This window comes from Micromonospora sp. NBC_01655, assembly GCF_026339755.1.
In the GTDB taxonomy this organism is placed as follows: Bacteria; Actinomycetota; Actinomycetes; order Mycobacteriales; family Micromonosporaceae; genus Micromonospora.
In genome coordinates this window covers 3,429,606-3,454,511 of sequence record NZ_JAPEQF010000001.1, presented here as the reverse complement: position 1 = coordinate 3,454,511, position 24,906 = coordinate 3,429,606, and the positions used below count along the sequence as shown (strand labels likewise).

Annotated in this window: 11 protein-coding genes; 2 read left to right on the top strand and 9 right to left on the bottom strand. The window is 76.7% G+C overall.

What is annotated here, in order from left to right:
- Positions 1–84: 84 nt before the first annotated feature.
- Together OOK41_RS16015 and OOK41_RS16010 are read right to left on the bottom strand one after the other, a co-directional pair.
- A complete protein-coding gene (locus OOK41_RS16015; protein ID WP_117669852.1) occupies positions 85–729 on the bottom strand; it encodes a response regulator transcription factor in 645 nt (214 codons plus the stop codon).
- Positions 717–1,937: a sensor domain-containing protein gene (locus tag OOK41_RS16010; protein ID WP_266265731.1), complete on the bottom strand. Its 1,221-nt coding sequence runs from the start codon at positions 1,935–1,937 to the stop codon at positions 717–719. Before OOK41_RS16010 ends, OOK41_RS16015 begins: the two co-directional genes overlap by 13 nt.
- Positions 1,938–2,047: 110 nt before the next feature.
- Here OOK41_RS16010 and OOK41_RS16005 point away from each other — a divergent pair, with 110 nt between their 5' ends.
- Together OOK41_RS16005 and OOK41_RS16000 are read left to right on the top strand one after the other, a co-directional pair.
- Positions 2,048–3,217, top strand: coding sequence for a serine hydrolase (locus OOK41_RS16005; RefSeq protein ID WP_266265730.1), 1,170 nt, complete (start codon positions 2,048–2,050; stop codon positions 3,215–3,217).
- Between the two features lie 43 nt (positions 3,218–3,260).
- Entirely contained in the window at positions 3,261–4,805 is a 1,545-nt protein-coding gene (locus OOK41_RS16000; protein ID WP_266265729.1) for an alpha/beta fold hydrolase, read from the top strand.
- A gap of 65 nt (positions 4,806–4,870) precedes the next feature.
- Here OOK41_RS16000 and OOK41_RS15995 read toward each other — a convergent pair whose 3' ends face one another.
- The 7 genes from OOK41_RS15995 to OOK41_RS15965 form a co-directional block, all read right to left on the bottom strand.
- A complete protein-coding gene (locus tag OOK41_RS15995) occupies positions 4,871–6,451 on the bottom strand; it encodes a bifunctional NAD(P)/FAD-dependent oxidoreductase/class I SAM-dependent methyltransferase (RefSeq protein ID WP_165878185.1) in 1,581 nt (526 codons plus the stop codon).
- A gap of 166 nt (positions 6,452–6,617) precedes the next feature.
- Positions 6,618–7,604, bottom strand: coding sequence for a peptidoglycan-binding protein (locus OOK41_RS15990; RefSeq protein WP_266265727.1), 987 nt, complete (start codon positions 7,602–7,604; stop codon positions 6,618–6,620).
- Positions 7,605–7,648: 44 nt separating this feature from the next.
- Complete coding sequence (locus OOK41_RS15985; RefSeq protein WP_266265726.1) at positions 7,649–9,526, bottom strand: hypothetical protein; 1,878 nt, start codon at positions 9,524–9,526, stop codon at positions 7,649–7,651.
- Between the two features lie 52 nt (positions 9,527–9,578).
- Positions 9,579–11,513, bottom strand: coding sequence for a hypothetical protein (locus OOK41_RS15980; protein WP_266265725.1), 1,935 nt, complete (start codon positions 11,511–11,513; stop codon positions 9,579–9,581).
- Entirely contained in the window at positions 11,510–16,207 is a 4,698-nt protein-coding gene (locus tag OOK41_RS15975) for a hypothetical protein (RefSeq protein ID WP_266265724.1), read from the bottom strand. Before OOK41_RS15975 ends, OOK41_RS15980 begins: the two co-directional genes overlap by 4 nt.
- Complete coding sequence (locus OOK41_RS15970; RefSeq protein ID WP_266265723.1) at positions 16,204–21,168, bottom strand: VCBS repeat-containing protein; 4,965 nt, start codon at positions 21,166–21,168, stop codon at positions 16,204–16,206. Before OOK41_RS15970 ends, OOK41_RS15975 begins: the two co-directional genes overlap by 4 nt.
- 1 nt (position 21,169) lies before the next feature.
- Positions 21,170–24,865, bottom strand: coding sequence for a DUF6603 domain-containing protein (locus OOK41_RS15965; RefSeq protein WP_266265722.1), 3,696 nt, complete (start codon positions 24,863–24,865; stop codon positions 21,170–21,172).
- Positions 24,866–24,906 lie beyond the last annotated feature (41 nt).

Here is a 24,906-nt window from a genome sequence, read left to right as displayed (position 1 = left end):
ACATGACGAACTTCGATCCTATTTCGACCGGTCAAGACGGCTCCGCCGGCGGGTTCGGGACGGGTGGTGGGGCCCGGCGGCTGGTCAGTCCGGGGCGCGCAGGTAGGTGAGCACGGCGACGACCCTACGGTGCCCGCTGTCGTCGGGCGGCAGGCCGAGCTTGGCGAAGATGTTCCCGATGTGCTTGCTGACGGCGCGCTCGGTGACCACGAGCTGACGGGCGATGCCCGCGTTGGTGCTGCCCCCCGCCATCAGCGTGAGCACCTCGCGCTCGCGCGGGGTGAGGCCGGCGAGTGGGCTGCGCCGGGTGGCCACGAGCTGCGCGACGACGTGCGGGTCCAGCACCGTGCCGCCGTCGGCGACCCGGCGCAACGCGTCGAGGAAGTCGTCGACCCGGGACACCCGGTCCTTGAGCAGATAGCCGATGGCGCCCTGCCCGTCGGCGAGCAGTTCGGTCGCGTAGGCGCGCTCGACGTACTGGGAGAGCAGCAGAACCGGCAGGCCCGGGTGCCGACGGCGCAGGGTCAGCGCCGCGCGTAGCCCCTCGTCGCGGAAGGTCGGCGGCAGCCGGATGTCCACGATGGCGACGTCGGGTCGCTGTTGGTCGACGGCGGCGACGATGTCGTCCGGCGTGTCCACCGCCGCCGTCACCTCGAAGCCGGCGGTGGTGAGCAGCAGGTTGAGCCCCTCCTGGAGCAGGACGTTGTCCTCGGCGATCAGGACCCGCACGGCAGCTCCGCCCGCAGCACCGTCGGCCCGCCGGTCGGGCTGCTCAGCTCCACCCGGCCGTCGAGCGCCGCGACCCGGCGCCGGATCCCGGCCAGGCCGGTGCCGGCCGACTCCCGCGCGCCGCCGACCCCGTCGTCGGTCACGCGGACCACCAGCCGGCCCGCCCGGTGCTCCACGCGCAGGTCACCGCCGCTGGCGCCACTGTGCCTGGCGATGTTGGCCAGCGCCTCGGCGACGACGAAGTACGCGGCGCTCTCCAGCGCGGCCGGCAGCCGGTCCAGCGGGGCGACCCGCACGGTCAGCGGCACGGGACAGTCGGCGGCGAGCGCGTGCACCGCGCCGGGCAGCCCCCGGTCGGCGAGGATCGGCGGGTAGATGCCCCGGACCACCCCGCGCAGCTCGGTCAGGGTTTCCTCGACGAGTGCCCGGGCCCGGCCGAGGAGCCGGTCCGCGAGTGCGGGGTCGACGGCCCGCCGGCCCTGCGCGACGCCGAGCTGGATGGCGATCGCCACCAGCCGGGCCTGGGTGCCGTCGTGCAGGTCCCGCTCGATGCGGCGCAGCTCCGCCGCGTGCGCGTCCAGCGCGCCGGCCCGGGTCGCGGAGAGTTCCGCGACCCGGCTGACGAGCCGGCTACGGGCGGACGGCGCGAACGACGCCAGCGCGGCCCGGGCGTGTGCCGCTGCGACGGCCGGGACGGCCCACCGCAGCAGCGCGAGCGCGGCGCCGGCGAGCAGCGGCGGCACCAGCAGCGCCCGGCCCCAGCTCGTGATCGGCACGACGAAGGTGAGCGGCGCGCCGGTCGGCACGGCCCACCAGATCAGCGGAGCGACCAGCCCGCCCAGCGCCAGCAGCCAGAGCAGCAGCACGCCGGCGGCGAGCGGCGGCCCGCCGACCGCGTGCACGGCGAGCCAGGCCGCACTCCGGTAGCTGGCCGGATCGCCCGCCGCGGCCCGCAGCAGGGCGGCGCGGGAGCCGACGGGCGGCCGGGGCTCGACCGGGACCGGCCTGCCCAGCAACCGGCCCGCGCGGCGACGTTCCCGGTCGGCCAGCGCACCGAGGGCGCGCAGGGCGGGCGGCAGCAGCACGACGCCGACCCCGACGAGGCTCGACGCGAGCGCCCCGGCCAGCGCGCCGAGCACACCGGCCGCGCCGATCGCGCTCGCCCCGCCGGTCAGCAGGTACCTCGTCATCCGCCAGGACCGCCGCATCGTCGTATTCTGCGCCCCTCGGCGGCGGTCCGGCAGTGTAGCCAGCTACACCCTCGACCGGGGCCGCTGCCCCATCGCCCGCCCGACCGGCCGCCCCTAGCGTCGGTGCGATGACGACCAATGACCGAAGAAGGCACTGGGGCGGCGTACTCGCGGGCGTGGTCCTGCTCGTCGCCGCCACGGGCGGGCCGGCCGCGGCACACGGGCCGGCGGCGCCGGGGTGCGCCGGCCTGCCGGCGACGGCCGCCGCGCTGCGCGGCCTGACCGGCACCCACCTGCTGGTCGGCGCGGCCATCGAGGTGTACGGCCCGAACTGCGGCCGGTGGTCCGGCAGCAGTGGCCGGGCGGACCTGCGGACCGGCCGGCCGATGCGCGCCGACGAGCGGATCCGGATCGGCAGCTCGACCAAGACGTTCACCGCGACGGTGGTGCTGCAACTCGTCGCCGAGGGCCGGCTCGCGCTGGACGCCCCGGTCGAGCGGTACCTGCCCGGCGTGGTCCGGGGCAACGGGTACGACGGTCGGCGGATCACCGTGCGCGACCTGCTGCGACACACCAGCGGCCTGCCCGACCACGTCGACGCGTTGGCCTGGGACCGGATGGACGAGTGGCGCTACCGGCACCACTCGCCGGACGAGCTGATCATGCTGGCGACGACGCTCCCGGCGCCCGGTCCCGGCTGGCACTACTCGACCACCAACTACGTGCTGGCCGGCCTGGTCGTCGAGCGGGTCACCGGGCGCGACATCGGCACGGAGATCACCCGACGGGTGCTCGTACCGCTGGGGCTGCGGGACACCTACTGGCCCGGCGACGCGGTGCGGATCCGGGGACCCCACCCGCGCGGCTACGCGCCGGCCGGGCCGGCCGACGTCCTGGGCCGGCGGGACGTCACCCGGTTCAACATGTCGTTCGGCGGTGCCGGTGGGGCGCTGGTCTCCACCCTCGCCGACCAGAACCGGTTCTTCGCCGCGCTGCTCGGCGGCCGGCTGCTGGACCCGGCGCGCCTCGCCGAGCTGACCCGGACCGTGCCGGCCGAGGAGGAACGGCTCTGGCCCAGGGCCCGCTACGGGCTCGGGATCATCTCGACGCCGCTGACCGAGTGCGGCGGGACGCTCTACTGGGGCCACGGCGGGACCACCCCGGGTTTCCGGACCCTGGGCGGGGTCACCACCGACGGCCGGCGGGCCCAGCTCGTGGTCAACGACGAACCGGTGTCGTACGAGAGCTGGCAGGCGCTCTCGACGACCCTGCACACCGCCCTGTGCGAGACCCGGTGAGCCGCCGACGGGCGGACCCGACGACGACCGAGGAGACGAACCGATGACCTGGAACGAACGGACCACCGGCCGGGTGCGGGCGGTGGCCGGACTCACCGTCGCGGGGCTCGCCGCCGTCGGGCTCACCGGCACCGCCGACCTGGCCGGCTACCAGCGACAGCGGCTGGACTGGCACGGCTGCCAGCGGGATTCGGCCGACCAGGCCGGCGCCGAGCTGGACCGGGCCGGCGCCGCCTGCACCGAGCTCACCGTGCCGCTGGACTACGCCCGCCCGGACGGTCGCCGGATCACCGTGGCGCTGTCCCGGCTGGCGGCCACCGACCCGGCCCGCCGGATCGGGGTCCTGCTGCTCAACACCGGCGGCCCCGGGGCGCCCGGGATGTCCGACGTGCTGCCGGTACGCCAGTGGATGGGCGACGTCGGGGCGAGGTTCGACCTGGTCGGGCTGGACCCCCGGTTCGTCGGCCGCAGCACCCCGCTGGACTGTGGCTGGCCCAGCGGCACCTGGACCCGCTCGGCGGGGCCGGACCGCGCCGGGTTCGACCGGCTGACCGCGTTCGAACAAGACCTGGCGGCCCGGTGTGCCCGCCGCAACGCCACGCTGCTGCCCCATGTCACCACCCGGAACACCGCCCGCGACATGGACCTGCTCCGGGCCGTCCTCGGCGAGCCGAAGCTGTCGTACCTCGGCTACTCCTACGGCACCTACCTCGGCGCGGTCTACACCCAGCTGTTCCCGGACCGCGCCGACCGGGTCGTCCTGGACAGCGCGGTCGACCCCGCCACGTACGGGGCGCGGGTGCTGCGGGAGACCGGGCCCGCCAACGAGGCCGCGCTGCGCGACTGGGCCGACTGGGCGGCCCGGCACCACGACCGGTACCGCCTGGGCAACACCGGCCCCCGGGTGCTGGCCACCGTGGACCGGATCCGCGCCGCCGCGGCCCGGAGCCCGCTGCGGGTCGGCGACTACCGGGTCGACGCGCAGGTACTGCCGTTCCTGCTGTTCAACCGGCTCAGCGACGACCGGGACGAGACGCACGCCGACCTCGCCGAGACGGTGCGGGTGCTCCGCGACGCGGCGACGTCGGGCGGGGCGGCGCCCACGGCGTCGCTGGCGGACACCCTGGCGTTCGCGCTGACCGGCGCGCAGTCGGCGACCGGCAGCGTGCAGGCCGCCATCCTCTGCGGGGACGTGCCGGTGCCCCGCGATCCCGAGCAGTACTGGCGGGAGATCCACGAGTACCGGGCGAGTGAACCCCGGTTCGGCGAGTTGACCAGGGCGATCAGCCCGTGCGCCTTCTGGCCGGAGCCGCCCCGGGAGCGACCCACCGTGGTACGCAACGACGTGCCGGCCCTGATCGTGCAGTCCACCGGGGACACCCGGACGCTCTACCGGCACGGCCAGGCCATGCACCGGGCGCTGACCGGCTCCCGGCTGCTCACCCTGCACGACGCCCGCATCCACGGCGTGTACGGCAACTACGCCGACGGGTGCGTGGACCGGGCCGTCAACGCCTACCTCGCCGACGGGGTACTGCCGGCCGCCGACCTCGGCTGTACCCGCCCTCCGGTCGGTCCCCGCGGGTAGCGGGCGCCGACCGGAGTCACGAGCTGCCGACTCCCGGCCCCGGTGGCGAACAGTGCCGGGGCCGGTCAGGCTCGGCGGCGCGCGACCAGGACGGCGTCGTGGATGGTGATGTCGCGTCCCTCGGGGTCGACCACGGCGCGTGGCCGGGCCTCGACGGCCAGCACCTGCCACGTGGTGGGGTCGAGCGAGGCCGCGACCTCCTCGCCGGTGAACATCATCTCCGGGAAGTGCATCCGGCGGGCGGTGGTGCGTAGGTCGAGCGGGTGGTGCCCGACGATCAGCAGGGTACCCCCGGGGGCCACCGCGGCGGCCAGCCGGGCGAACAGCTCCCGGCGCGCCTCGCCCGGCAGGTGCATGAACTGCGACGACACCAGGTCGTACGCGCCCTCGGCGGGCGGCTGGACGCGCAGGTCCGCGCGCGTCCACTCGATGCGGCCGGCGACCTGCGGACCAGTGGCCGCGGCGTGCGCGGCGGCCCGCTCCAGGGCGGTGCTGGAGATGTCGACCGCCGTTACCCGCCAGCCCCGTTCCGCCAGCCAGACAGCGTCGGCGCCCTCACCGCAGCCGACGTCGAGCGCCCGGCCCGGGGGCAGCTCGGTGGCGTCCGCGACGAGCTGCGGGTTCGGGCGTCCGCTCCACACCGCCGCTCGGGCGCGGTAACGCTCCTCCCAGGCGGCCTCCTCGAACATCGTGCGCACCTGGTGCCGGTAGTCGGCCACGGCGGCACGGCTCTCCTCGGCTACGAGGTCGGCGTTGATCGCCGCGCCGGCGGCCAGGCCCGCCGCGGCGGCCGTGATCACCTGGGCGCGTACGTCGGCCACGTTGCCCGCCACCCACACGCCGGGCACGGCGGTGGCCCCGGTCGGGTCGGCGGAGACCTGGCTGCCGATCACCTGCCCACCGAACTCCACCTCGACCGGCTTGATCCCCAGCGACTCCAGCACCCCGGCGCGGGCGGTGAACCGCGGCGCGACGACCACCGCGTCCAGCGCGACGACCTCGCCCGAGGCCAGCCGTACCCCGGTCAGCGTGTCGCCGGCCACCTCGAGCGCCGCGACCGGGCCGGCCACGACGGTGATCCCGCGCGCCGCGAGCCGCTCGGTCTCCTCCGCGCCGAGCGCCGTGCCGTGCAGCAACAGCAGCACGTGCGGGCTCCACTGCCGCCACAGGTCGGCCTGGTGCACGGCCGTCGGCCCGGTGGCCAGGACGCCGATGCGCCGGTCCCGGACCTCCCACCCGTGGCAGTACGGGCAGTGCAGCACGTCACGCCCCCACCGCTCGGTCATCCCCGGCACGTCGGGCAGCTCGTCGACGAGCCCGGTCGTCACCAGCAGCCGCCGCGCCCGCACGCCACGCCCGCCGTCCAGCGTCACGACGAAGCCGTCACCCTCCCGCGACGCGGCCTCGACCCGCCCGGCGACGACCTCGCCGCCGTACCGGGTCACGTCGGCCCGCCCGGCCGTCACCAGGTCGGCCGGCGGTGTGCCCTCCCGGGCCAGGTAGTTGTGCACGTGCCCGGCCGGCGCGTTGCGCGGCTGCCCGGCGTCCACCACCAGCACCGACCGCCGCGCCCGCGCCAGCGTCAACGCCCCGCTCAGCCCGGCGGCGCCGCCACCGACCACCACCACGTCGTACGTCCCGTCCACCATGTCTGTCCCTCCGCTCGTCAGGACCAACCATCCCGCGCACCCCGCCGAACCGACAAATAAAGTTGCCATTCTGGCAAACGACGAGACCGCGGCGGAGTGACCGTTCGGTGGCAACGGCAAACGGGTACGGCGGTCCCGGGTGACCGCCGTACCCGCCCGAGGGTCAGTAGCTGACCTTGACCTGCATCTGCCGCCAGGTCTGCGGGCCGACGACCCCGTCGACCGTGATCCCGCGCATCCCCTGGTACCAGCGCACCCCGGCCTCCGTCCGCGCGTCGAAGGCGCCGGTCGCCCGGCCGCACCGCCGCTCCCCCACGAACCGCTGGACGAAGGCCACGTCGGCGCCGCTCGTCCCCCGGCGCAGGGTACGCGAGCCGGGCGCCCGCCCGGGCGGCGTCGGCGCGGGCGGCGTGGTCGCCGCGCGCAGGGCGGCGACCGTCCACGGCCCCACGACGCCGTCCACCGCCAGTTTCCGGGTCTGCTGGAAGGTACGCACCCACGCCTCGGTGGCGGCCCCGAAGTCACCGTCGACGGCCAGCCTGGCGCCCAGCCGGTTGGCGACGGTCTGCAACTCGCGCACGTCGCTGCCCCGGCTGCCGCGCCGCAGCACCCGGTCACCGAGCTTCGGCACCGGCGCGGTGACGATCCCCCAGCTCCGGTCGCTCCGCTCCGCCGACGGGGTGTGGCTGACGCTGACGTGCAGGTGCTTGTCGTGCGGGTTGCTGCCGGTGTACCGGGCCGGGGCGAAGCCCCGGGTCCGGCTCCAGATCGTCCGGTCGAAGATCACGTACTGGGTGGACGGGTGCGCGATGCACTTGCGGATCACCAGCGACGGGTCGATGCCGTCCCGGTCGACGTCGAGCGCGTTGACCGAGCGGTCGTCCGCGTCCGGGTTGTGGTCGGAGGTGCCGGCCTGGTGGGCGGCGTCACCGATCCAGCCGTCCGAGGCGCGGTCCCGGTGCGGCCAGCGCCGGTCGATCTCGTCGCGCAGCAGCCGCAGCGTCGGCGCCAGGTGGTACGCCACGAGCCCGGGTGGCTCCGGCGACGGCTCCTCCTCGGCGGCGAAGAGGTCGTACTCGACCGCCTCCCCGATCCGGCTGCCCGGATCGTCGTCCTCCGGGGTCCGGTCGACGTCGACCTGATCGGTCACCGCGTACACCTCGTGCTCCTCTCTGCTGATCGCCGGTGGGGTTGTCACGCGGCGGTGGGGGTCGCCGGCGCCGGGTCGGGCGTCGGATCGGTGCCGGCCGGGGCCGGCCGGACGGTGTGCGGCGCGGCGGCGGGCACCTCGGTCACCAACGGGTCGAGGTCCGCGCGGATCGCCGAGACCTGCCAGTAGAAGGCGTGCGACGCCTTAGAGCCGTCGACGGTGCGGACCCGGAACTCGCCGGCGGTGACCCGGGACGCCGCCAGCGGCGACACCGGCTCGTCGTCGTCGAAGACCGGGGTGAGCTGGACGGTGCGGCCCTCCAGCCGGGTCAGCGCCTCGAAGTACTCGGGCAGGTCGACGGTGGCGGTCCCGTCGACGAGCCGCCCCTCGCCCCGGTAGTAGACGCCGTTCTCGGGGCCCTCCAACGCGGCGTGCACCAGCAGCCGACGGTCCGGATCGGCCGGGTCGTCGAGCGGGTGGTCGATGACGAACTGCTTGGTCCGGCCGACGATCTTGCCGGTGGCGGCCTCCAGCGAGATCGGGTACGGGCCGCCGGCCGGCCCGGCGTACATCGCCCCGGAGACGAACAGGTCGAAGGTGCTGACGCCCCCGCCGCTCCAGTCGGGAATCGAGTTCGGGCTCGTCTTCACCCCGAGCCGGCCGTTGACCTGAAGGTCACCGCCGAACAGGCCCCGCTTCTCCACCCACAGGCAGCCCGCATCCGGCTCGGAGCTGCCGCCGTGCCCGACGTACACGCCCTGGGTGTTGAGCAGGTACAGCCGCTCCGGGCCGCTCAGGTGCAGCCGGCCGGCGCCGGCGAGATAGCCCGAGGCGGGGAGGTTGACGGTCCCGCCCACCCCGAGCGCCCCCTGCACGGTCAGGTTCCCGCTGGCGCCGGTCTCCTTGACCACGGTCAGACCGGCGCCGGCCCTGACCGCCACCTGGCCGTCGCTGACCAGGCCCAGCCCGCCGCGTCCGCGTAACCGGGCGGCCCGCAGCTCCTGCACCTCCAGGTCCGCGTACGGGCGGCTGTGCAGCGGGTAGCCCAACGAGGGGGTGTCGCTGCTGCGGTCGACCAGTTCGAAGCCGCGGCCGGCCCGGAAGGAGAGCTGCCCGTGCTGGACGCCGGGCCCCCAGAAGCCCAGGCCGGCGACCACCTGGTCGGCCTGCACGACGGTGCCGTCGAGGCTGCCCAGGTGCAGCATGCTCTGGCTGATCCGCAGCCGGTCCGCGCCGGCCTGGTGGAAGGTGATCGCGTCATCGGGGTCGTTGTTGTTGCCGATCCGCAGGACGGTGTTCTCGCCGGCCGCCGCCCAGTAGCGGATGAACGCCTCGTCGCCGACCCCGCCCCCCGGGTTGCTTGGGAACTGGATCCCGGCCAGCGGCGAGTCGCCGACGGACGGCACGATCGCCCCGACCGGCACCCGCAGGCCGGCGACCAGCCGACCGGTGGTCTGCACGGTCACCACGCCCTGGCTGCGGACCACCCGGCCGAGCACGATCGCGCGCCCCGGGTCGGCCGGCGGGGCGGTGGTCAGCTCCACCCGGCCCTCCTCGGTCCACCGGGTCTCGGCGGCCACCCCGCCCTCGTCGCGCCGGTCGGTCAGCGTCTCGGAGTAGCGCAGGGTGACGTGGAACGTGCCGTCGCCGGGCGGGCTCACCCGGCGGCTGGCCGGCACGACGACGAGCAGCCCGTCGGCGTCGACGGCCGCGCCCTCGGCGACCGTGACGTCGCCCCCGGTCGCGCTGAGCTCCAGCCCGCTGACCACGCCGACCGGCTGCCGCAGCCGGGCGGTGAGGTGCTGGCGGGACAGCAGGTAGTCCACCGCCTGGGCCAGGTCGGCGGCGCGCAGGTACTGGTGGTCGTAGTACCGGGGCCGGGCCATCGGCAGCGGCACGTCGTTCTTCCAGTTGATCGTCATCGGTTTCTCCGCGCGGTTTCGTAATCGGTGGATACGGACGGGGCGGCAGGGCTCATCGGGGCTCCACGGCGTCGTAGCGCAGGCCGCTGGAGACGTCGCCGCCGGTGGGGTGCCGGGAGCAGCCGAGCCACAGGTGCACCGAGCCGTCCACGCCACGGGCCAACTGCCACCGGCGCAGCACCCGGGCCCCGGCGCGGCCGATCTCCTCCTCGGGGACGGCCAGTTCGACCACCCCGGCACCGCCGGGGCCGGGCCGCCAGTCGAGCACCCGGCTGTGTCCGAGCACCGGGGCCGGCGGCCCGTCGCGGGTCGGCTGCTGGATCGGCACCCGCCGCAGCCGCACCGCGGTCGGGTCGCCGGCCAGCGGGGTGGGCACGAGCGGCACCCAGTTCTCCGGCACGGTGGTGGCGAAGGCGTAGGACAGCTCGGGCACGACCATCGGCCGGCCGGTCGCCGGGTCGACCGGCGGCGGGTCGGGCACCGGCGGGCGGGCCGGTACGGCGGACCGGGCGACCTGCGCGCTCCGGTCGATCGCCCGGCCGGTCGCGCCGGTCACCGTACGCTCGATCGCCCAGGCCAGGTTCGCCATCTCGTCCCGGCCGAACCGGACCTCCTCGACCGGCTCGGAGTCCAGGGTGGCCGCGGCCGTCGCGGGCAGGACGAGCACGTCGGCGGGCCCGTCGGTGACGGCGCCGGACGGCCGGAACAGCGCCCAGCCCCGCCCACCGGGGGCGGGCGGCACCAGGGTCCGGGTGCCGAACGTGTCCGTGACGATCAGCGACCGGATCCGGGTGGCCGAGCCGACCGGCAGCTCCAGCGGGACGATGAAGTGGTCGTTGGCGTAGACCAGGCCGTATTCGAGCAGGAACATCCGGGCCAGGTCGCCGGCGCCCGCCCCGACCTGGCCCAGGTTGATCCGGGCGTCCTCCATCTCCCAGAACCGGGTGGCCGGCATCCCGGCGTAGCCGACCGGGGTGGGCAGGGTGATCCGGACCAGTTCCTGGTGGGCCGGCTGCGCCTGCAGGGTGTCCGCCGGCGCGTGGTCGAAGTGGTACCAGTCCAGCCGGTCACCGTCGTACTCCCGGGCGGTGAGCACCAGCTCACCGGCCGATCCGGCGGCGCCGACGGCGAACTCGTACTCCATCCGCTCCCGCTGCCAGGCGGTGCCCTCCAGCCCGGCCACGCTGATCAGCGGGTGGAAGTCGGCCGGTGGCCACGGTGGGGTCGCCGGCCGGGGGTCGACCCCCGGCGCGATGACCGTCGGTAGCTGTAGCAGGTACCCCCCGGGCGGGCCGGGCGGGCGGGGCGGCACCCCGAGCCAGGCCAGCCAGCCGGTGATCGCGGTGTGCAGCGCGCCGGCCAGCGCCGGCGGCACCGGCAGGTCGGCGTCGACCGTCCCGGCCGCGCAGGCGCGCAGCAGCAGGTCGCCGTGGGGCACCCGGCCGGCGACCACCCGCAGGTAGCCGAGCGTGCCCGCGTCGGCCGCCGACGGGGCGTCCGGGGGCACCGCGGGGATCGGGTAGCGGGCCGCGACCGCCGGGCCCAGCTCGCCGGCGCCGGCCTCGGCCAGCAGCCGCAGGAACTGCTGGCCGGTCTCCGCCGAGAGGCGCAGGTCGTCGGCGGTGGCCGCGCCCTCCCGCTCGACGAGCGCCTCCAGCGGGATGTCGGCGGGCAGCCCGATGGTGCTGCCCGAGGCGGCTCCCGGGCGGTACCGGGTGAACGGGGTCACCTCGGCGTGCACCCGGGCCACCACCGGCGAGCCGGCGTCCTCGCCGGTGAACTCGCCGAGCTGCCACTGCCGGGCGAGCAGCCACAGCGGGTCGGCGGTACGCGCCTCCAGCGCCGGGCTCAGGTCGGCCCGCCGGGTACGCGGCTCCAACCGGGTCCAGGTGGTCACCGACCCCGGCGGATCCTGCGCCGCGTCCGGGCCGCCGGCTGGCTGCCCGGCGCCCGGCGCCACCAGGTTGTCGTGCCCGAGGTGGCTCATCTGCCCTCCTGCTCACCCGGCGCGGCAGGCGCCGCGTCCGGTACGAAGTCGGTGGTGGTCGCCGCCTCGGCGACGTTGGTCGGCAGGTAGAAGGCGGGCAGGAACTGCCCGCCGGCACCGAGCGAGTCGAGGTCGGTGACCCGGGCGACGGCCAGGTCGAGGGTCTCCTCGACGGCCTGGGCGAGCCCCGCCGGCTGCCAGGTCGCGGCGCCGTCGGCGCTGACCGCCAGCAGCACCGCCTGGGCAGCGGCCCCGGCCGGCGCGTCGTACTCGAAGGTCAGTCCGGTCCGCGTCGTGGCCGCCGGCACCACCTCGGTCCACTCGTCGACGAGCAGCCCGTGCACCGGCCGGGTCGGGTCGAGGTCGCCGAGGCTGACCAGGACCAGCGAGGTCGGCTGGCTGTCCGGCCGCGGCGCGGCCTCACCGACCCACCGGTCACCGGCCTGGTACGGCAGCTGGGCGACCCGGACCCGCGCCGGCACCCGCACCGTCCCGCCCGCGCCGAGCGCGTCGGCGTAGGTCAGCACCTCCTGCAGCCGGCCGACGGCCGGGCGGACCCGGCCGTAGCGGGCCAGCCAGCGCCGTACCGGGTGGGGCGAGCCGCCCTGGAGGGCGTCGCTGGCGGCGAGCGCGGTGGTCAGCGCGACCGGGTCGGGGACCCGGCTGGCCGACAGCACCGGCATGTCGGCGCCGAGCAGGGCCCGGACCCGGGCGACGTGCAGCTCACGTCGGTCCGCCGGCGGCGCGGTCGGGTCGTCGAAGTCGGTCGCCGGCACGCAGACACAGCCGTCCAGCGGGCACGGGGGGCGTCCGCGTGCGCCGGCCACCAGCCGGCAGTGCGCGGCGACCCGGCGGGCCAGCTCGTCCCCGGCGGACCGGGCGGCCTCCGCGGCGGTGGCGGCGGCCCCGGTCCCCGGCGGCGGCGGGAGCACCCCGACGATCCCGAAGCCGGCGGCCGTGCGCAGCAGGGCACGCACGGTGGCCTCGTCCCATCCCGGGTCGTCCGGGCTGCCGGCGGCGCGCAGCCCCGCGGCGGTGTCGCGGGCGAGCTGCCACAGCTCGGTGGCCTCGTTCCGGGTCGCGTCGTCGACCTGCGCCGGCGCGTCGGAGTCGGTGCCGAGGTCGGCGGCGAGCAGTTGCCGCCCCCGGCCGAACAGGTCGCGCAGCGCCGCGACCGCGGCGAGGAACTCCGCCAGGCTGACCCGGGAGGCCGGCCAGCCGGGTGCCCGGTCGTAGTCCAGCTCCAGCCGCCAGTCGGGGGTCACCTGGGGCGGCGCGAGACGGCTCCAGGCGACCAGTTCGATGCGTCGGTCCAGGTCGGTGCCGGCCGGGGCCCCCGGGTGCGGCGGCGCGGCGAGGTGGTCCACCGCCGCCGCCTGGAGGCGGTCCAGGCTGCCCTCGACGTGGTCGGTGACGACGACGCCGTCCGGCGCGTGCCAGCGCATCCGCCAGCACACCCGGTTGGCCGGCGGCAGCAGCGCGGCGGTCAGCGCGTCGACCGCGGCGCCGATGATCCGGGGCTGCTCGGCGCGGCCGGCCGGCCAGTCCACCCGCCGGTCGGCGAACCGGGCGTCGAGGTTGAACAGCACGGCGACCCGGTGGGTGACGCTCACCCCGCTGGCCGGGGTGCGGGTGAAGTGCAGCTCGGGCGGGCTGCCGGCCGCGCCGGAGGCGACGTCCACCGCCGCGGCGGCACGGTCCATGTCGCCCACGGCGAGCTGGTGCACGCCCTCGGCGAGCAGGGCGTCGGCCACCGCGTCGGCGTGGTCGGCCAGCTCGGCGAGCACCTCGCCGACGGCGATCCGGGCGCTGCCGGGCAGCTTCGCCAGCTCGGCGGCGAGCGCGCCGGCCCGGTGCAGCCGGTGCAGCTCCAACCCGTCGGCGACGGCGGTGGAGGCGACGGCGCCGACGATGTCCGGCGGGCCGTCCCCGGGGGTCGGGTCGACCCGGTGCGCGCGGACCGGGGCCAGCCGGCGGAACAGCGGGATGTACTGGTCGAGCGGGCCGCCCGGGTGATCGTGCAGGCCCCGCTCGAAGCGGTAGCCGAGCAGTTCGCCCAGCGCCTGCCCGTCGCGCATGCCGGCGAGGAGTTGCCCGGCCAGCCGGACCCGGCGCGAGGAGAGGTCGACCGCCACCGGGTTGTCGTCGCCGCCGCCGTGCGAGCGCCACGCGCTGCGCAGCACCGCGGCGGTGACCGCCTGCGCCGGGGACGGGGCGTGCACGTGGCCGGCGCCGGCCGGGGCCGCCACGAGCTGCGCCGGCGCGGCGTTGTCCGGCACGTGCGCGGGCCGGTCGACCAGCGCGGGCGGCGGCGCCGGGCGCAGGTCGGTGAGCCAGCCGTACGCGCCGACGTGCACCCCGTCGGGCGTCCCGGCCGGCCGGGTGGCGGCCAGCCGGTCCAGCCGGGTGCTGGCCAGCGAGGTGATCCAGGCGTCCAGCCGGTGTGCGGTGAGCCCGAGGGTCCCGGCGACGTACCGGTCCAGGTCGGCCGGGTCGAGGGCGGCCGGGCCGTTCCCGGCGGGGGTCAGCCCGGTCGCCAGGTCGGCCAGCGCGTCGCGCAGTTCGCGCAGGTCGGCGGTGGCCAGCCGGTGCCGGGTGTCGTCGTCCCCGGCCGCGGCGGCGAGGTACTCGCCCACGCTGCGACCGCCGGTGCCGGGCACGGTGACCGCCAGCCGCCGGCGCAGCGTCGGGGTGACCTCGCCCGGTCGGATGTCGACCAGTTCCGGCTCGGGGATCTCGGCGGCGGCCGGCAGCCCGGCGGCCTCGGCGAGCAGGTCGGCGGCGGCCGAGTGTTCGGCGATCAGCGCCGCCCGCAGCAGCCGGTGGAACAGCGGCACCGGCCCCGCCGAGGCGGGCGCGGCCGGGATCTGGTCGCCGCGCAGGCCCACGGCGGCGAGCGCGTCGAGGTAGGCGCGGATCCGTTCGGCGCGGTCCGGGCCGGATGTGGCCACCAGCGGGGTGCCCAGCGCGAAGGCGTCCTTGGCGAAGACCGCCAGGGACAACCGGGGGTCGACCGGGCCGCCCAGGCCGAGCGCGGCCAGCAGCGCCCGGCCGGGTTCGACGACCTGTTGCCGCCAGCCCGGGCCGAGGTCCAGCCGGGCGAACCGCCACAGCCAGCTCACGTACTCGTTGCCGAGCATGCTGCGGGCGCGGACCTCCAGCGCCCGAGCGTCGGTGGCCAGAATCTCCACCATGGTCTGCTCGGGGTCGGCCAGCCCGGGCCGGATCCGGGGTGCCGGGGCGGCCAGCCAGACCTGCTGCCAGAGGTTGCGCAGCACGGTGACCGCCCGTGCCTCGGCGGGGCTGGCCGGCTGCCAGCCGCGCAGCGCCGCGACCGGCAGCAGTCCGTAGGGCTGCGCGCCGATCCGCAGGGTGGGCAACGGCCCCTCCGGGTGCAGGTGCTCGACGAAGTGGGCACGCAGCTTCCGCTGCTCGGCCGGGATGGCCACCGGCAGCAGGTGCCGCAGCATGCTGCCCGGCCCGGCCGGCCAGAGGGCCCGGCGGACCAGCCGGGCCAGCCGGCGTTCGTCCCGGTCGGCGGCGGCGGCGCGGGCCAGCGCGGTGGGCGCGTCGGGGCGTACCGCCCGGCGGCGGACGGCCGCCAGGTCCTCGGCGTCCGGCTGGGGTGGGGTGAGCGAAGCCGGGGTCGATCCGGCCGGTGCGGCGCTGAGCGGTACGGCCAGGGCCCGGCCGGCCAGGGCGGCGGCGTTCTCGACCTGCGGCCCGGTCCCGCCGGGCACCGCGTCCGTGCCGGTGACCGGGGCGACCGGGGGACGCTCGGCCACGGTGACCGTCTCGGTGTTGTTGGTCGGGGTGCCCGGCGGCAGGAAGGCCAGCCCGTCGGTGGCGGCGTGGGCCTCCAGCAGCCGGCTCAGCCGCGCCGCGGAGACGTCCGGCGCGGTGTCGGCGTCGACGCCGAAGACCAGCAGGCGGTCCACCGGTTGGGGCCGGCCGGCGCTGTCGGTGGGCACGTCGACGGCGAAGGCCATCCCGGCGGCCACCGCGGCCGGGTAGTCGACCATCCAGCGCATGCCCTCGTCGACCGGGGGCGACTCGGCGGCGCCCGCCCCGATCGGGGTCCCGGTCACCGGGGCGCCGGGCAGCACCGGGGTCGGCCCGGCGGCCAGGTCGCGGGTGACCGGCCCGGAGACGCCGGTGAACAGCGTGTTGCCGGTGGTGCGGCCCACCGCGTACCAGCGGGTCGGCAGCAGCCGGACCCGGGCCGGTTCGCACCACGGCGCCGGCCGGCGCAGCGGGTCGGGCAGCTCGCCGGTGGCGGAGTCGGGCTCCATCACCCGGGCGATCCAGCCGGCCCGGGTCGCCCCGAACCGCCGGACCAGTTCGGTCCAGGCCTCCGCGTCGGGCGGCGCCCGCAGCGGACCGTCGGCCGGGCCGGCGGCGCCGGTCGACGCCGGGTCGCCGTCTGCGGTCGGGCCGAGCCAGTACGCCCGGCCGGCCGCCATCTCGTCGTCGGTCAGCCGGGGCTCATGGCCGTCGATGTGAATCTGGTCGGGATAGACCCTGATCCGCAGGGTGGCACCGGCGAACCGGGTCTCCAGCCGGACCGGCAGCAGCGCCACCGGGTACCCGGTGGACAGCGTCCACGGGGTGCCGGTGAGCGCGTCGGACAGCGGCGGCGGGGTGGCCGGGGCGACGGGGGTGGTGCCGGCGGAGCGGCGGGGGGTGACGGTCATGGTTGGGTCTCCGGCGTGAGCAGCAGGTCACTGGCATGGCGGGCGAGCAGGACGGGCCGTTGCAGCGCCACCCGGGCCATGTCGGCGGCGTTGCGGCCGAACACCGCGCCGTCCACCGCCGTGGCCGGGAAGCCCGGCGCGTACGGGGAGAGGAACCCCGCCCCGGCGGGCAGGTGGCCCCAGTGCAGGTCGTCCCAGTGCTCGCCGGCCCAGGCGGGGGTGTCGGGCGGGTCCGACTCCGGCCAGTCGTCCGGCTCGACGTCCAGGCCGAACCGGGGCGCGGTGGGCTGTTCCCGCAGGACGAAGAAGTAGCCGGGGTCGCCGTGGTCCTGGTCGGGCGCGCCGCGGGCCTCGTCGGCGGTGTACGGGAAGCCGAACAGCAGCAGGTCCGGGGAGAGCCAGGCGTTGAAGATCGGCGGCAGGTCCAGCCCGGTCGGTTCCCGCCGCTGCGGCCCGGTCCACCGGGCCCGGCGCATGGTGACCACCGTGGACGGGAAGCGGCGCAGCACCTCGCCCCGGATGACCAGGACCAGGGACTGCTCGCCGGGGGCACCGACGGCGGTCAGGTGGCTGCCGAGCGGGCCGGTGAGCCAGGCCCCGTCGGTCAACGGCGGTATGTCGGTCAGCGGCGCGCCGGCCGACGCCGCGCCGCGGACGTCCCAGAACTGCCGGAACCAGGTCTGCCGGGGATCGGCGGGGAAGCCCCGCCACAGCATCTCCCGGCTCATCTCGTGGTTGAGCCCGACCAGGAACGCCTCGATGAACCGGGGGTTGGCGGCCAGCGCGGTCATCGTCTCCGGCGCCACCGCCGGCAGGTTCGGCACCACGTGCTCCTGGGACAGCCCGCGCAGCAGCTCGTAGCTGGGCACGTCGAAGGTGATCCCGGCGAGCAGCCGGCGCAGCGGGTCCCCGGTGTCCGGCAGCGCGTCCGCCAGGAGTCCACCGCCGACGCTCAGGCCGGCCAGCACCTCGCCGGCGACCGCGGTCTCCGGGCGGAGCGTGGCGCGCACCGCGCCGGCCGCCGGGCCGAGCGGCACCGGCTGCGGCTTCGGGTCGGCGGCCAACGCCTGGGCGGGGGCCAGCCGGTCCTGGTGGTTCGCGGCGGCGGCCATGAACCGGTCGCCCATCGTGCTCCGGGCGGCCACCAGGTCGGCCCGCAGGTCGGCGACGACCAGCGCGCACCCGCGCCCGGCGAGCGCGTCCGCCGCCCCGGGGATGTCCTGCGGCGGGCTCCAGATCACCGGCACGCCGGCGGGGTCCAGGTCGAAGCCGACCCGGGTGGTGAGGACACCGAGCCGGGAGCGGTGCGCCACCACCAGGTCGGGTCGCCGGGTGCCGCTGACGTCGACGACGGCGGCCCCCGCCGCGACGCCGGCGGCCACCTCCGCCTCGTCGCCGACCGGCAGCGGGCTGGTCCATCCGGTGTCGGCGATCCGGCCGCGCCGGTTGACACCCCGGCCGGTGAAGTACCGGGCCACCCGCTGCCCGGCGGTGTTCTCGCCGGCCACGAAGACCAGCAGGTCCGGCACCTGGTCGCCGGTCATGTCGACCACGTCGACGCTGACCGAGCTGATCGCCCGGAAGGTGTACGGGGTGGGCAGCGAGTCGGTCCAGCCCCGGGTGACCCGGCCGGCCTCGTCGAGCCCCCAGCCGACCCGGTAGTACACCCGGTTCGCGGCGGCGTCGGGGCCGCTGACGGCGTAGCCGACGACGAGTTCGGGTGACCCGTCGCCGTCCAGGTCGGCGACGGTGACGTCGACCGCGGCGGCGTGCCCGCCGACCGGGTCGGGCAGGTCGTACGGGCCGGTCCAGCCGCCGGTGGCGGCGCCGTCGGCGCCGATCCCGCTGCCCACCCAGTAGGCCAGCCGCCGGGTGCCGGGCACGCTGCCGGCCAGGACCGCCACCGCGTACAGCTGCGCCGGCCGGCCGCCGGTGGACGGCGCGGCGGTGACCGCGGTGGCCACCGCGGGCGCGCCGGTGAACGGTCCGGCCGCCGCGCCGGTGAGGCCGTTCTCCCGCAGCGCGCCGTCCTCGCCCAGGTGGTGGGCGGCCTGCGAGCGGATCCGGCTGCCGGCCCCCTCGTCGACCGTGTACGACACCAGCAGCGAGGAGAGCAGGCCGATCCGGGGCGCGAAGCGGACGTGGGCCGGGGCCGGGGCGGTGTCCGGGCCGGCGCCCCGGGGATCGGCCGGGGTGCCGTGGTCGACCCACCCGCTGCCCCGGTCGCCCCAGGAGTACGCGGCCAGCCGCCCGTCGGCGGTCCGGACGAAGACCTCGCCGTCGCGGTCGTCACCGGTGACCGGGCCGGGGCGGTGCGCCGCGATCCCGTTGGCCGGGCGGCCGATCGCCTCCCAGTGCCAGGAGTAGACCCCGGTCTCGTCGTTGCGCCACTGGTAGCGGCCGTACAGCCGCAGGTCGGCCGGGTCGCCCTCGGGGTGGGCCAGGACGAGCATTTCCGGCTCCTCGTCGTGGCCGCTGACCACGGTCTGCTGGCCCAGCGAGACGATCCGCAGGTTCTGCGGCAGCGGCGCGTGGAACGAGACCCGGCCGTGGTTGACGATCCCGCCCCAGCCGGGCACCCGGGTGACCAGCTCGCCGGTCGGGGTGAGGTAGCCGAAGCCGTAGGCCCGGGGATGGCTGATGGCGTGGTAGGCCGCCGGGGAGCCCCAGATCGGCGGCGGCAGGCCGGGACCGTCGGCGACCAGGCTCCACTGGCCGTTGTGGACGAACAGCCGCTGCGCGGAGGTGGCCACGAACACGCCGGCCGGGGTCGGGCGCGGCGAGCCCCACAACCACTCCCCGGTGGCGAGCTGCGGACGGCCCAGCGACACCCAGGTCCGGGCCACGGTGCCGAAGCGGTACAGGTCACCGCCCGGGCCGAGCATGAAGACGTCGGTGCCGCCGGCGGTGGGCCGGCTGGCCGTGCCGCCGGGTGGGCTGCCGCAGTCCGTCCACACCCAGCGGTCGCCGTCGTAGCGGCGCTCGTAGAGCCGGCTGTTCCGGGTGCGCACGTACACCCGGTCGGGGGCGACGGTGGCGCCGGAGGTGACGACCTGGGTGCCGGCCGGGGCGCCGTGGTCCCGCCAGGTCCAGGCGCCGTCGAGCCGGCGGCGTTCGAACAACCGGCCGTCGGCGGCGGCGACGAAGAACCGGTCCGGGCCGAGCAGGTCGCCACCGTTGCTGGCCAGCGTGGTGACCGGATCGTCGGCCGCGGCCGGGGCCCAGGCCGCCGGGGCCAGGGTGGCGGCGGTGTGCCACCACGGGTTCCGGGCGGCCGCCTCGATGGCGGCCCGGGTCAGCCGGGCGATGCCCTGCCCGGGCGGGACCAGGGTGTCGAAGACGACGCCGCCGACCGGCATCTTGGCCGGTGGCACCGGGCTCGCGCCGCCGGCCAGTCGCGGCAACGCCGCCGACGACGGCGCGGCGGGACGCAGCCGGCGGGCCAGCGGGCCGCGCGGACGGGCCAACCGGCGAAACGGCGCGCTGGTGGCCGCCCGGGCGCCGGCGTTGCCGTCGAGCAGCTCGTCCAGCGACTCGACCGGGGCGGCGCCGGCACCGGTCAGCCCGGTCGCGGTCGGGGCCGCGATCAGGTCGTGCACGGGCCGGGCCAGCGCGACGAGCTGGTCGTCACCGAGGGCGGTCCCCGGCGCGGCCGGGTCGACCCGCTTGGCGAACAGGGCGGCGGCGCTGTCCCGCGCGGCCTGCCCGCGCAGCAGTTGCTCGTTGACCTCGCGCAGCTCGGCGGCCCGCTGCCAGGCGGCGGCGGCCAGGTCCTCCTGGTGTTTCTGGATCACCCGGGTGCCCAGCGCCGCCGCCGCGCGGTAGCGCGGGTCGAGGTTCAGCCCGGCCAGCCACCGCGGCTCGCTCCCCGGCGGCGGCACCTGCCCCTGCCGGGTGTGGATCTCGCCGTACAGGGGTGGGGTGAACCAGTCCTCGACGTGCGCCAGCAGCTCGCTCATCCGGGCCTGCCAGGGCCCGGCGGCGGCCGGCTGCCAGCCGGTGGGGGTCATCGCGGGCGAGGCGAGCGCGCCCTCGAAGGCCAGCACGGAGCGGCCCTCCACACCGGCGGGCTCCAGGTCCGGCAGCCCGCCGCCGGCGGCGCCGATGTCCACCGGCTGCCGGCCGACGTCCGCCGGCAGGGCCCGGCCGCGCAGCCGCCGGGCCAGCGACTCGAAGTCGCCGTCCGGGCCGGTGCGGAAGGACCAGTGGTGGTAGACGGGCAGGACGATCGGGGCCTGCGGATCGGCCGCCGGGGAGCCGGGGCCCCAGGCCGGCACCAGCGGGCCGTCGTCGACCGGCAGGCCCAGCCCGGCGCGCACGCCGGCGTCGAAGGCCGGCACGACGGCGGCCAGGTAGTCGGTGTCCGGGCCCAACCGCCGGGGGCAGACCAGCCGGGACAGGGTGCGCTGCGGCTCGTCGGCGATGACGTCGGCGACGTCCTCGTGCTCCGTGACGACCAGCACCTGGGCGTGCGCCCAGGCCCAGGACTCGGCGAGGTCGGGCAGGTGCCCGACGGTGGTGCCGAGCCGGGCCAGCGGCTGCCCGGCCAGGGTGTCCAGCCGGCCCTGCGGACCCACGGGCACGACGACGAGCACCAGCCAGGGACGCAGCCGGCCCTGCGGGTCGGGCTTCGCCGGGGTGTACAGCCAGGGCAGGTCGGGCCGGTCGAACTCGACCGCCGCGAACAGCGTCACGTCGACGTTGTCCGCGCCCGGCGCGGGGTGGCTGCGGATGACCTGCTGGCCGTCGAGGCCGGTCACGTCGCCCGGTCCGTGCAGCAGTGCGGTGGTGGTGCCGACGACGTCCACCGGGTCGACCCCGGCGGGGCCGGTGCCGCGCGCGGTCACCGAGAGCGCCACCTCGGGCCGGGCGGCCGGCAGCGGCCCGGCGAGCGGGTCGGGTTCGGAGACGAGCCGGGCGACGCCGTCGCGTACCCAGGGCAGGAAGCGGAGGCCACCCATGTCAGGACACCTTCTCGGGTTCGGGCAGGACGATGGTCGGGGTGGGCACGGGGACGCTGGCCCGGCGGATCAGCCGGCCACGGTCGCCCCCGGGGGCCACCTCGGCCGCCTGGGTCGCGGTGGGCAGGGCGGCCACCGGCGGGCGGAGCCGGGCGAGGGCCGGTCGGCCCCGCCGGCCGGCGGGGCGCGGGGCGCCGCGGCCGGCCACCCAGGACGGCCCGGCGTCGCGCAGGCCGAGGCCGGCCCCGGCGAACCGGGCCGCCCCGCTGCTGCGGGTACGGGCGTTGGCGGCCGGGCCGGTGGCGGCGAACAGGGCCAGCAGCCCGCCCGGTACGGCGTCGGCGGCCGACAGCGTGGGCGCCGCCGCCGGCATCTCCCGGCCGGCGTCGTCGGGGTCGTCGACGATCACCCGGTCGTAGGCGCCGTCGCCGTCGAGCCCGGCGAAGACGGTGTCGTCGCCCGCCGGCAGGGTGGTGCGGTCGGGCAGGGCCACCTCGCGGCCGGCTTCCAGTCGTTCGAAGCCCGGGGTGAGCATCCGCTCCTCGGGGGTCAGGTCGCGGAACTGGCCGGGGGCGAAGTCGTCGAGGATCGCCTCGCCCAGGGTGCCGCGTGCCGCGTCGTCGCCGGTGCCGGCGCTGACCTCGGTGAGGGTGAACCGGTTCGGGCCACGGAGGCGGGAGGTGCCGATCCGCCGCAACTCGACGCCGAGGGGCAGGACGTTCTGGCGTACGCCGAGGGCGGCCCCCGGGGAGAGCAGCAGCGCTCCCCCGGTGTCCTCGACCGCCCGCAGGGCCACCGGTTCCGCCCCGACGGCGGTGGCCCGGACCGCCCAGGCGTCCGGGGTGGACAGGGCCTGCTGGAGCAGGTCCGCGGCGTCCACGTAGCTGGGTTCGGGCTGGTCGTTCTTCTTCCCGTCGGTCCAGTCGAGCTTGGCCGACACCTCCCACCACAGGAACTTGATCCGTGCCTCGCCCCAGGCCCGCCAGGGGCCGGGGCCGCTCACCCCGATGAACAGGCGGATGACCAGCAGCTCGGTGCCGTCGTAGGTCAGGGCGACGTACGCGCCGATCTCGGCGGTGAACCAGAACGGCTTGAACTGGAACAGCACGTCCAGCCAGGCCCGGCCGTCGAGGACGAACCCGGCCGCCTCGAACTTCATCAGCAGCTCGGCGCCGAACTGGGCGGTGTTGCTGGTGACCGCCAGGTACGCGTTGAGCTTGATCCCCTTGCCCAGCTTCAGCAGCTTGATCTCGAACCGCTTGAGCGAGGGGAAGCCGGCCGGCGGGCAGTACCTCGGGTGGAACCCGCCGATCGACATGGCGAACGACTTGTCCCCGCCCCACCGGGCCCGCAGGGCCATCTCGCCCGAGACCGGCTGGCCGAACAGGTTGGAGTCGATCAGGGCCGCGTCGAGGCTGATCTCCTTGCGGGCGACGTCGACGATGCCGACCGAGTCCAGCCGGAGCCGGCCGGCCGGCCGGAAGTCGACGACCAGTTTGCCGAGCAGCAGCACCCGGACCGGATCGGGGAACTCGACCAGCACGGCCAGGTCCGCGACGATCTGCCCGGAGAGGAAGTTCAGCCGGACCATCGCGCCGAGCACGGTGCCGGTGGGGTCGACCGGGAAGATCCGGCTGAGGGTGGCGATCACCGCCGGGGCGCGACCCACCACGTCCTCGGGGAACAGCAGAGAGTCCAGGGTTCCGGCGCGGGCGGCGTTGCGGACCTCCTCGGGGTTGCTGCGCCGGTTGTGCCCGACCACCAGGCCCAGGCCGGTGATCGAGATGCCCCAGAACAGCATCAGCCCCGGGTACCACTGGAAGGTGCCGACGACCAGCATCGAGAAGGTGTGCTCGCCGTCGGCCTCGGCCAGTCGGCTGCCGTCGGGGTTGCGGGTGTTGAGGATCGCGGTGGCCTGGAGCAGGAAGCCCCGCATCGGCGACAGTCCGTCCTTGGCGGCGATGCCCAACTGGAGGGCCCCGGCGTACATGCCGCGCGGCTCGTCGACGAAGAGGTAGCCGCCGCCGTTGACGAAGCCGTTGTCGATCCGCAGCCCCACCCCGTCCGGGGCCTTGAAGCGGGGCACCAGGTCGGCGCCGCCGAGGTTGCCGGTGCCGGCCGGCAACGCGGGCGGGAAGGTCAGGTCGGCGCGGATGCCGATGTTCTCCACGACCGCGTGCAGCGGACCGATCTCGGCCCGGACCGTGGTGGTGACGGTCAGGCCGACGCTGGCGGTGTGCGTGCTGGCCGCGAGCGCGATCCGCAGCCCCTCCAGGTGTACGCCGCGCAGCGAGAGGTGCATCGGGTAGTCGGCGGTCAGCGCGGCGGCCCCGGACAGGTGCAGGCCGGTCCGCAGCGACCAGCCGAGGCCGAGGTCGAAGCCGAACCGCAGGCCGTCGGCCGGCAGCAGCCGGGCCAGCAGGCCGTCGCCGTCGCCGGCCTTGACCACCAGTTCGGCGCGGCCGGCGGCGAGCATCAACTCGATGTCGTCGCGGCCGGTGCCCAGCGTCGCCCGGCCGCGCAGCACGAGCTGCCCGATGGCCAGGTGGGTGCCGTCGGGCGCGCCGATGACCCAGCCGGGCTGGTCCTTCGGTGCGATCCGGGCGACCTCGGCGGAGAATTTCACCGCCGGGCCGCCGCCGGCGACCGTCACCCCGGCCGAGTTGATCGCGATGGCCGGGCCGGCCCCGGCCAGGTCGGTGGCGACGTTCCAGCGACCGAACGCGCCTTCGAGGTGTGCCTCGCCGGTCGGGGCGACGATCCCGGTGAGCAGGCCGTCCCAGCAGGCCAGGGCGAGGGTGACGCCGAGGCGGAGCTGGGCGTCGGGATCGCCGTCCGCCGGGCCGGCCAGGGCGCGCGGTCCCGGCTGGCCGGCGAGCGCGGCCGGCTCCCCGCCGCCGGGCGGCCCCGCGACGGCGAACCGGACCCGGAGCAGCCCGTCGGCCAGCCGCAGCCCGGCCTCTCCCTGGTCGGGGCCGATGCCCGGCCGCACCCCGTGCGCGGCGTCCACCCCGAACGCCCGCAGCGTCGCGGCCAGCCGGGGCAGCAGCCGCGCGGCCAGCGCCTCGACGGCCTCCGGGGTGTCCCAGCCGGCGGGCGCGTACAGGCCCTTGAGGTATCCGCCGGGGTCGGCGACCAGCTCGACGAGCCGCTCCAGGTGCAGCTCGTCGCGGTGGCGGGGCAGCCGGATCGGCGCGTCGCCGGCCGGCATCGGCGGGTTCGGTGGCAGCTCGGCGCCGGGGGTGACCAGGCCGAGCAGGGTCAGCAGTGGCACCGCCCAGGGGGCCCGGCGCAGCAGGTAGGTCAGGATCAGGTGGTCGACCAGGTCGTCGGCCAACGCCTCGGGCAGGCCGTCCACCGCGGGCAGTTTCCCGCGCACGGCGGGGGGCAGCGCGCCGACCTGCCCGAACGCGGTGCCCGCGGCGGTGCCGATCTTCTTGAGCTCGGCCAGCGAGTCCGGCCGGCCACCGGCGATCGCCGCGTCCAGCGTGTCGACCGCCGTCCCGACGGTGCCGACCCATGCCTCGAACGTGTGCGCGTCGACCCCGCTGATCGCCTCCAGGTCCCAGCCCAGCGCCCGCATCAGCCGGGCCCGCCGCCACGGGTCGTACGAGCCGAGCACCGGCTCGGCCAGGGTGCGAAGCTCGCCCCAGAGCAGGGCGAGGACGTTCCGGTTCCGCTCGACGTCGTCGCTCATGCGTCCGGGTCTCCTTCACTGCGGTCGTGGTCGTGGCGTCG

What these genes read in the sequence shown, in the direction of transcription:
- OOK41_RS16010 (WP_266265731.1), bottom strand. Translation starts at nt 1,937, where the DNA reads ATGCGGCGGTCCTGGCGGATGACGAGGTACCTGCTGACCGGCGGGGCG.
- OOK41_RS16005 (WP_266265730.1), top strand. Translation starts at nt 2,048, where the DNA reads ATGACGACCAATGACCGAAGAAGGCACTGGGGCGGCGTACTCGCGGGC.
- OOK41_RS16000 (WP_266265729.1), top strand. Translation starts at nt 3,261, where the DNA reads ATGACCTGGAACGAACGGACCACCGGCCGGGTGCGGGCGGTGGCCGGA.
- OOK41_RS15985 (WP_266265726.1), bottom strand. Translation starts at nt 9,526, where the DNA reads ATGACGATCAACTGGAAGAACGACGTGCCGCTGCCGATGGCCCGGCCC.
- OOK41_RS15980 (WP_266265725.1), bottom strand. Translation starts at nt 11,513, where the DNA reads ATGAGCCACCTCGGGCACGACAACCTGGTGGCGCCGGGCGCCGGGCAG.
- OOK41_RS15975 (WP_266265724.1), bottom strand. Translation starts at nt 16,207, where the DNA reads ATGACCGTCACCCCCCGCCGCTCCGCCGGCACCACCCCCGTCGCCCCG.
- OOK41_RS15970 (WP_266265723.1), bottom strand. Translation starts at nt 21,168, where the DNA reads ATGGGTGGCCTCCGCTTCCTGCCCTGGGTACGCGACGGCGTCGCCCGG.
- OOK41_RS15965 (WP_266265722.1), bottom strand. Translation starts at nt 24,865, where the DNA reads ATGAGCGACGACGTCGAGCGGAACCGGAACGTCCTCGCCCTGCTCTGG.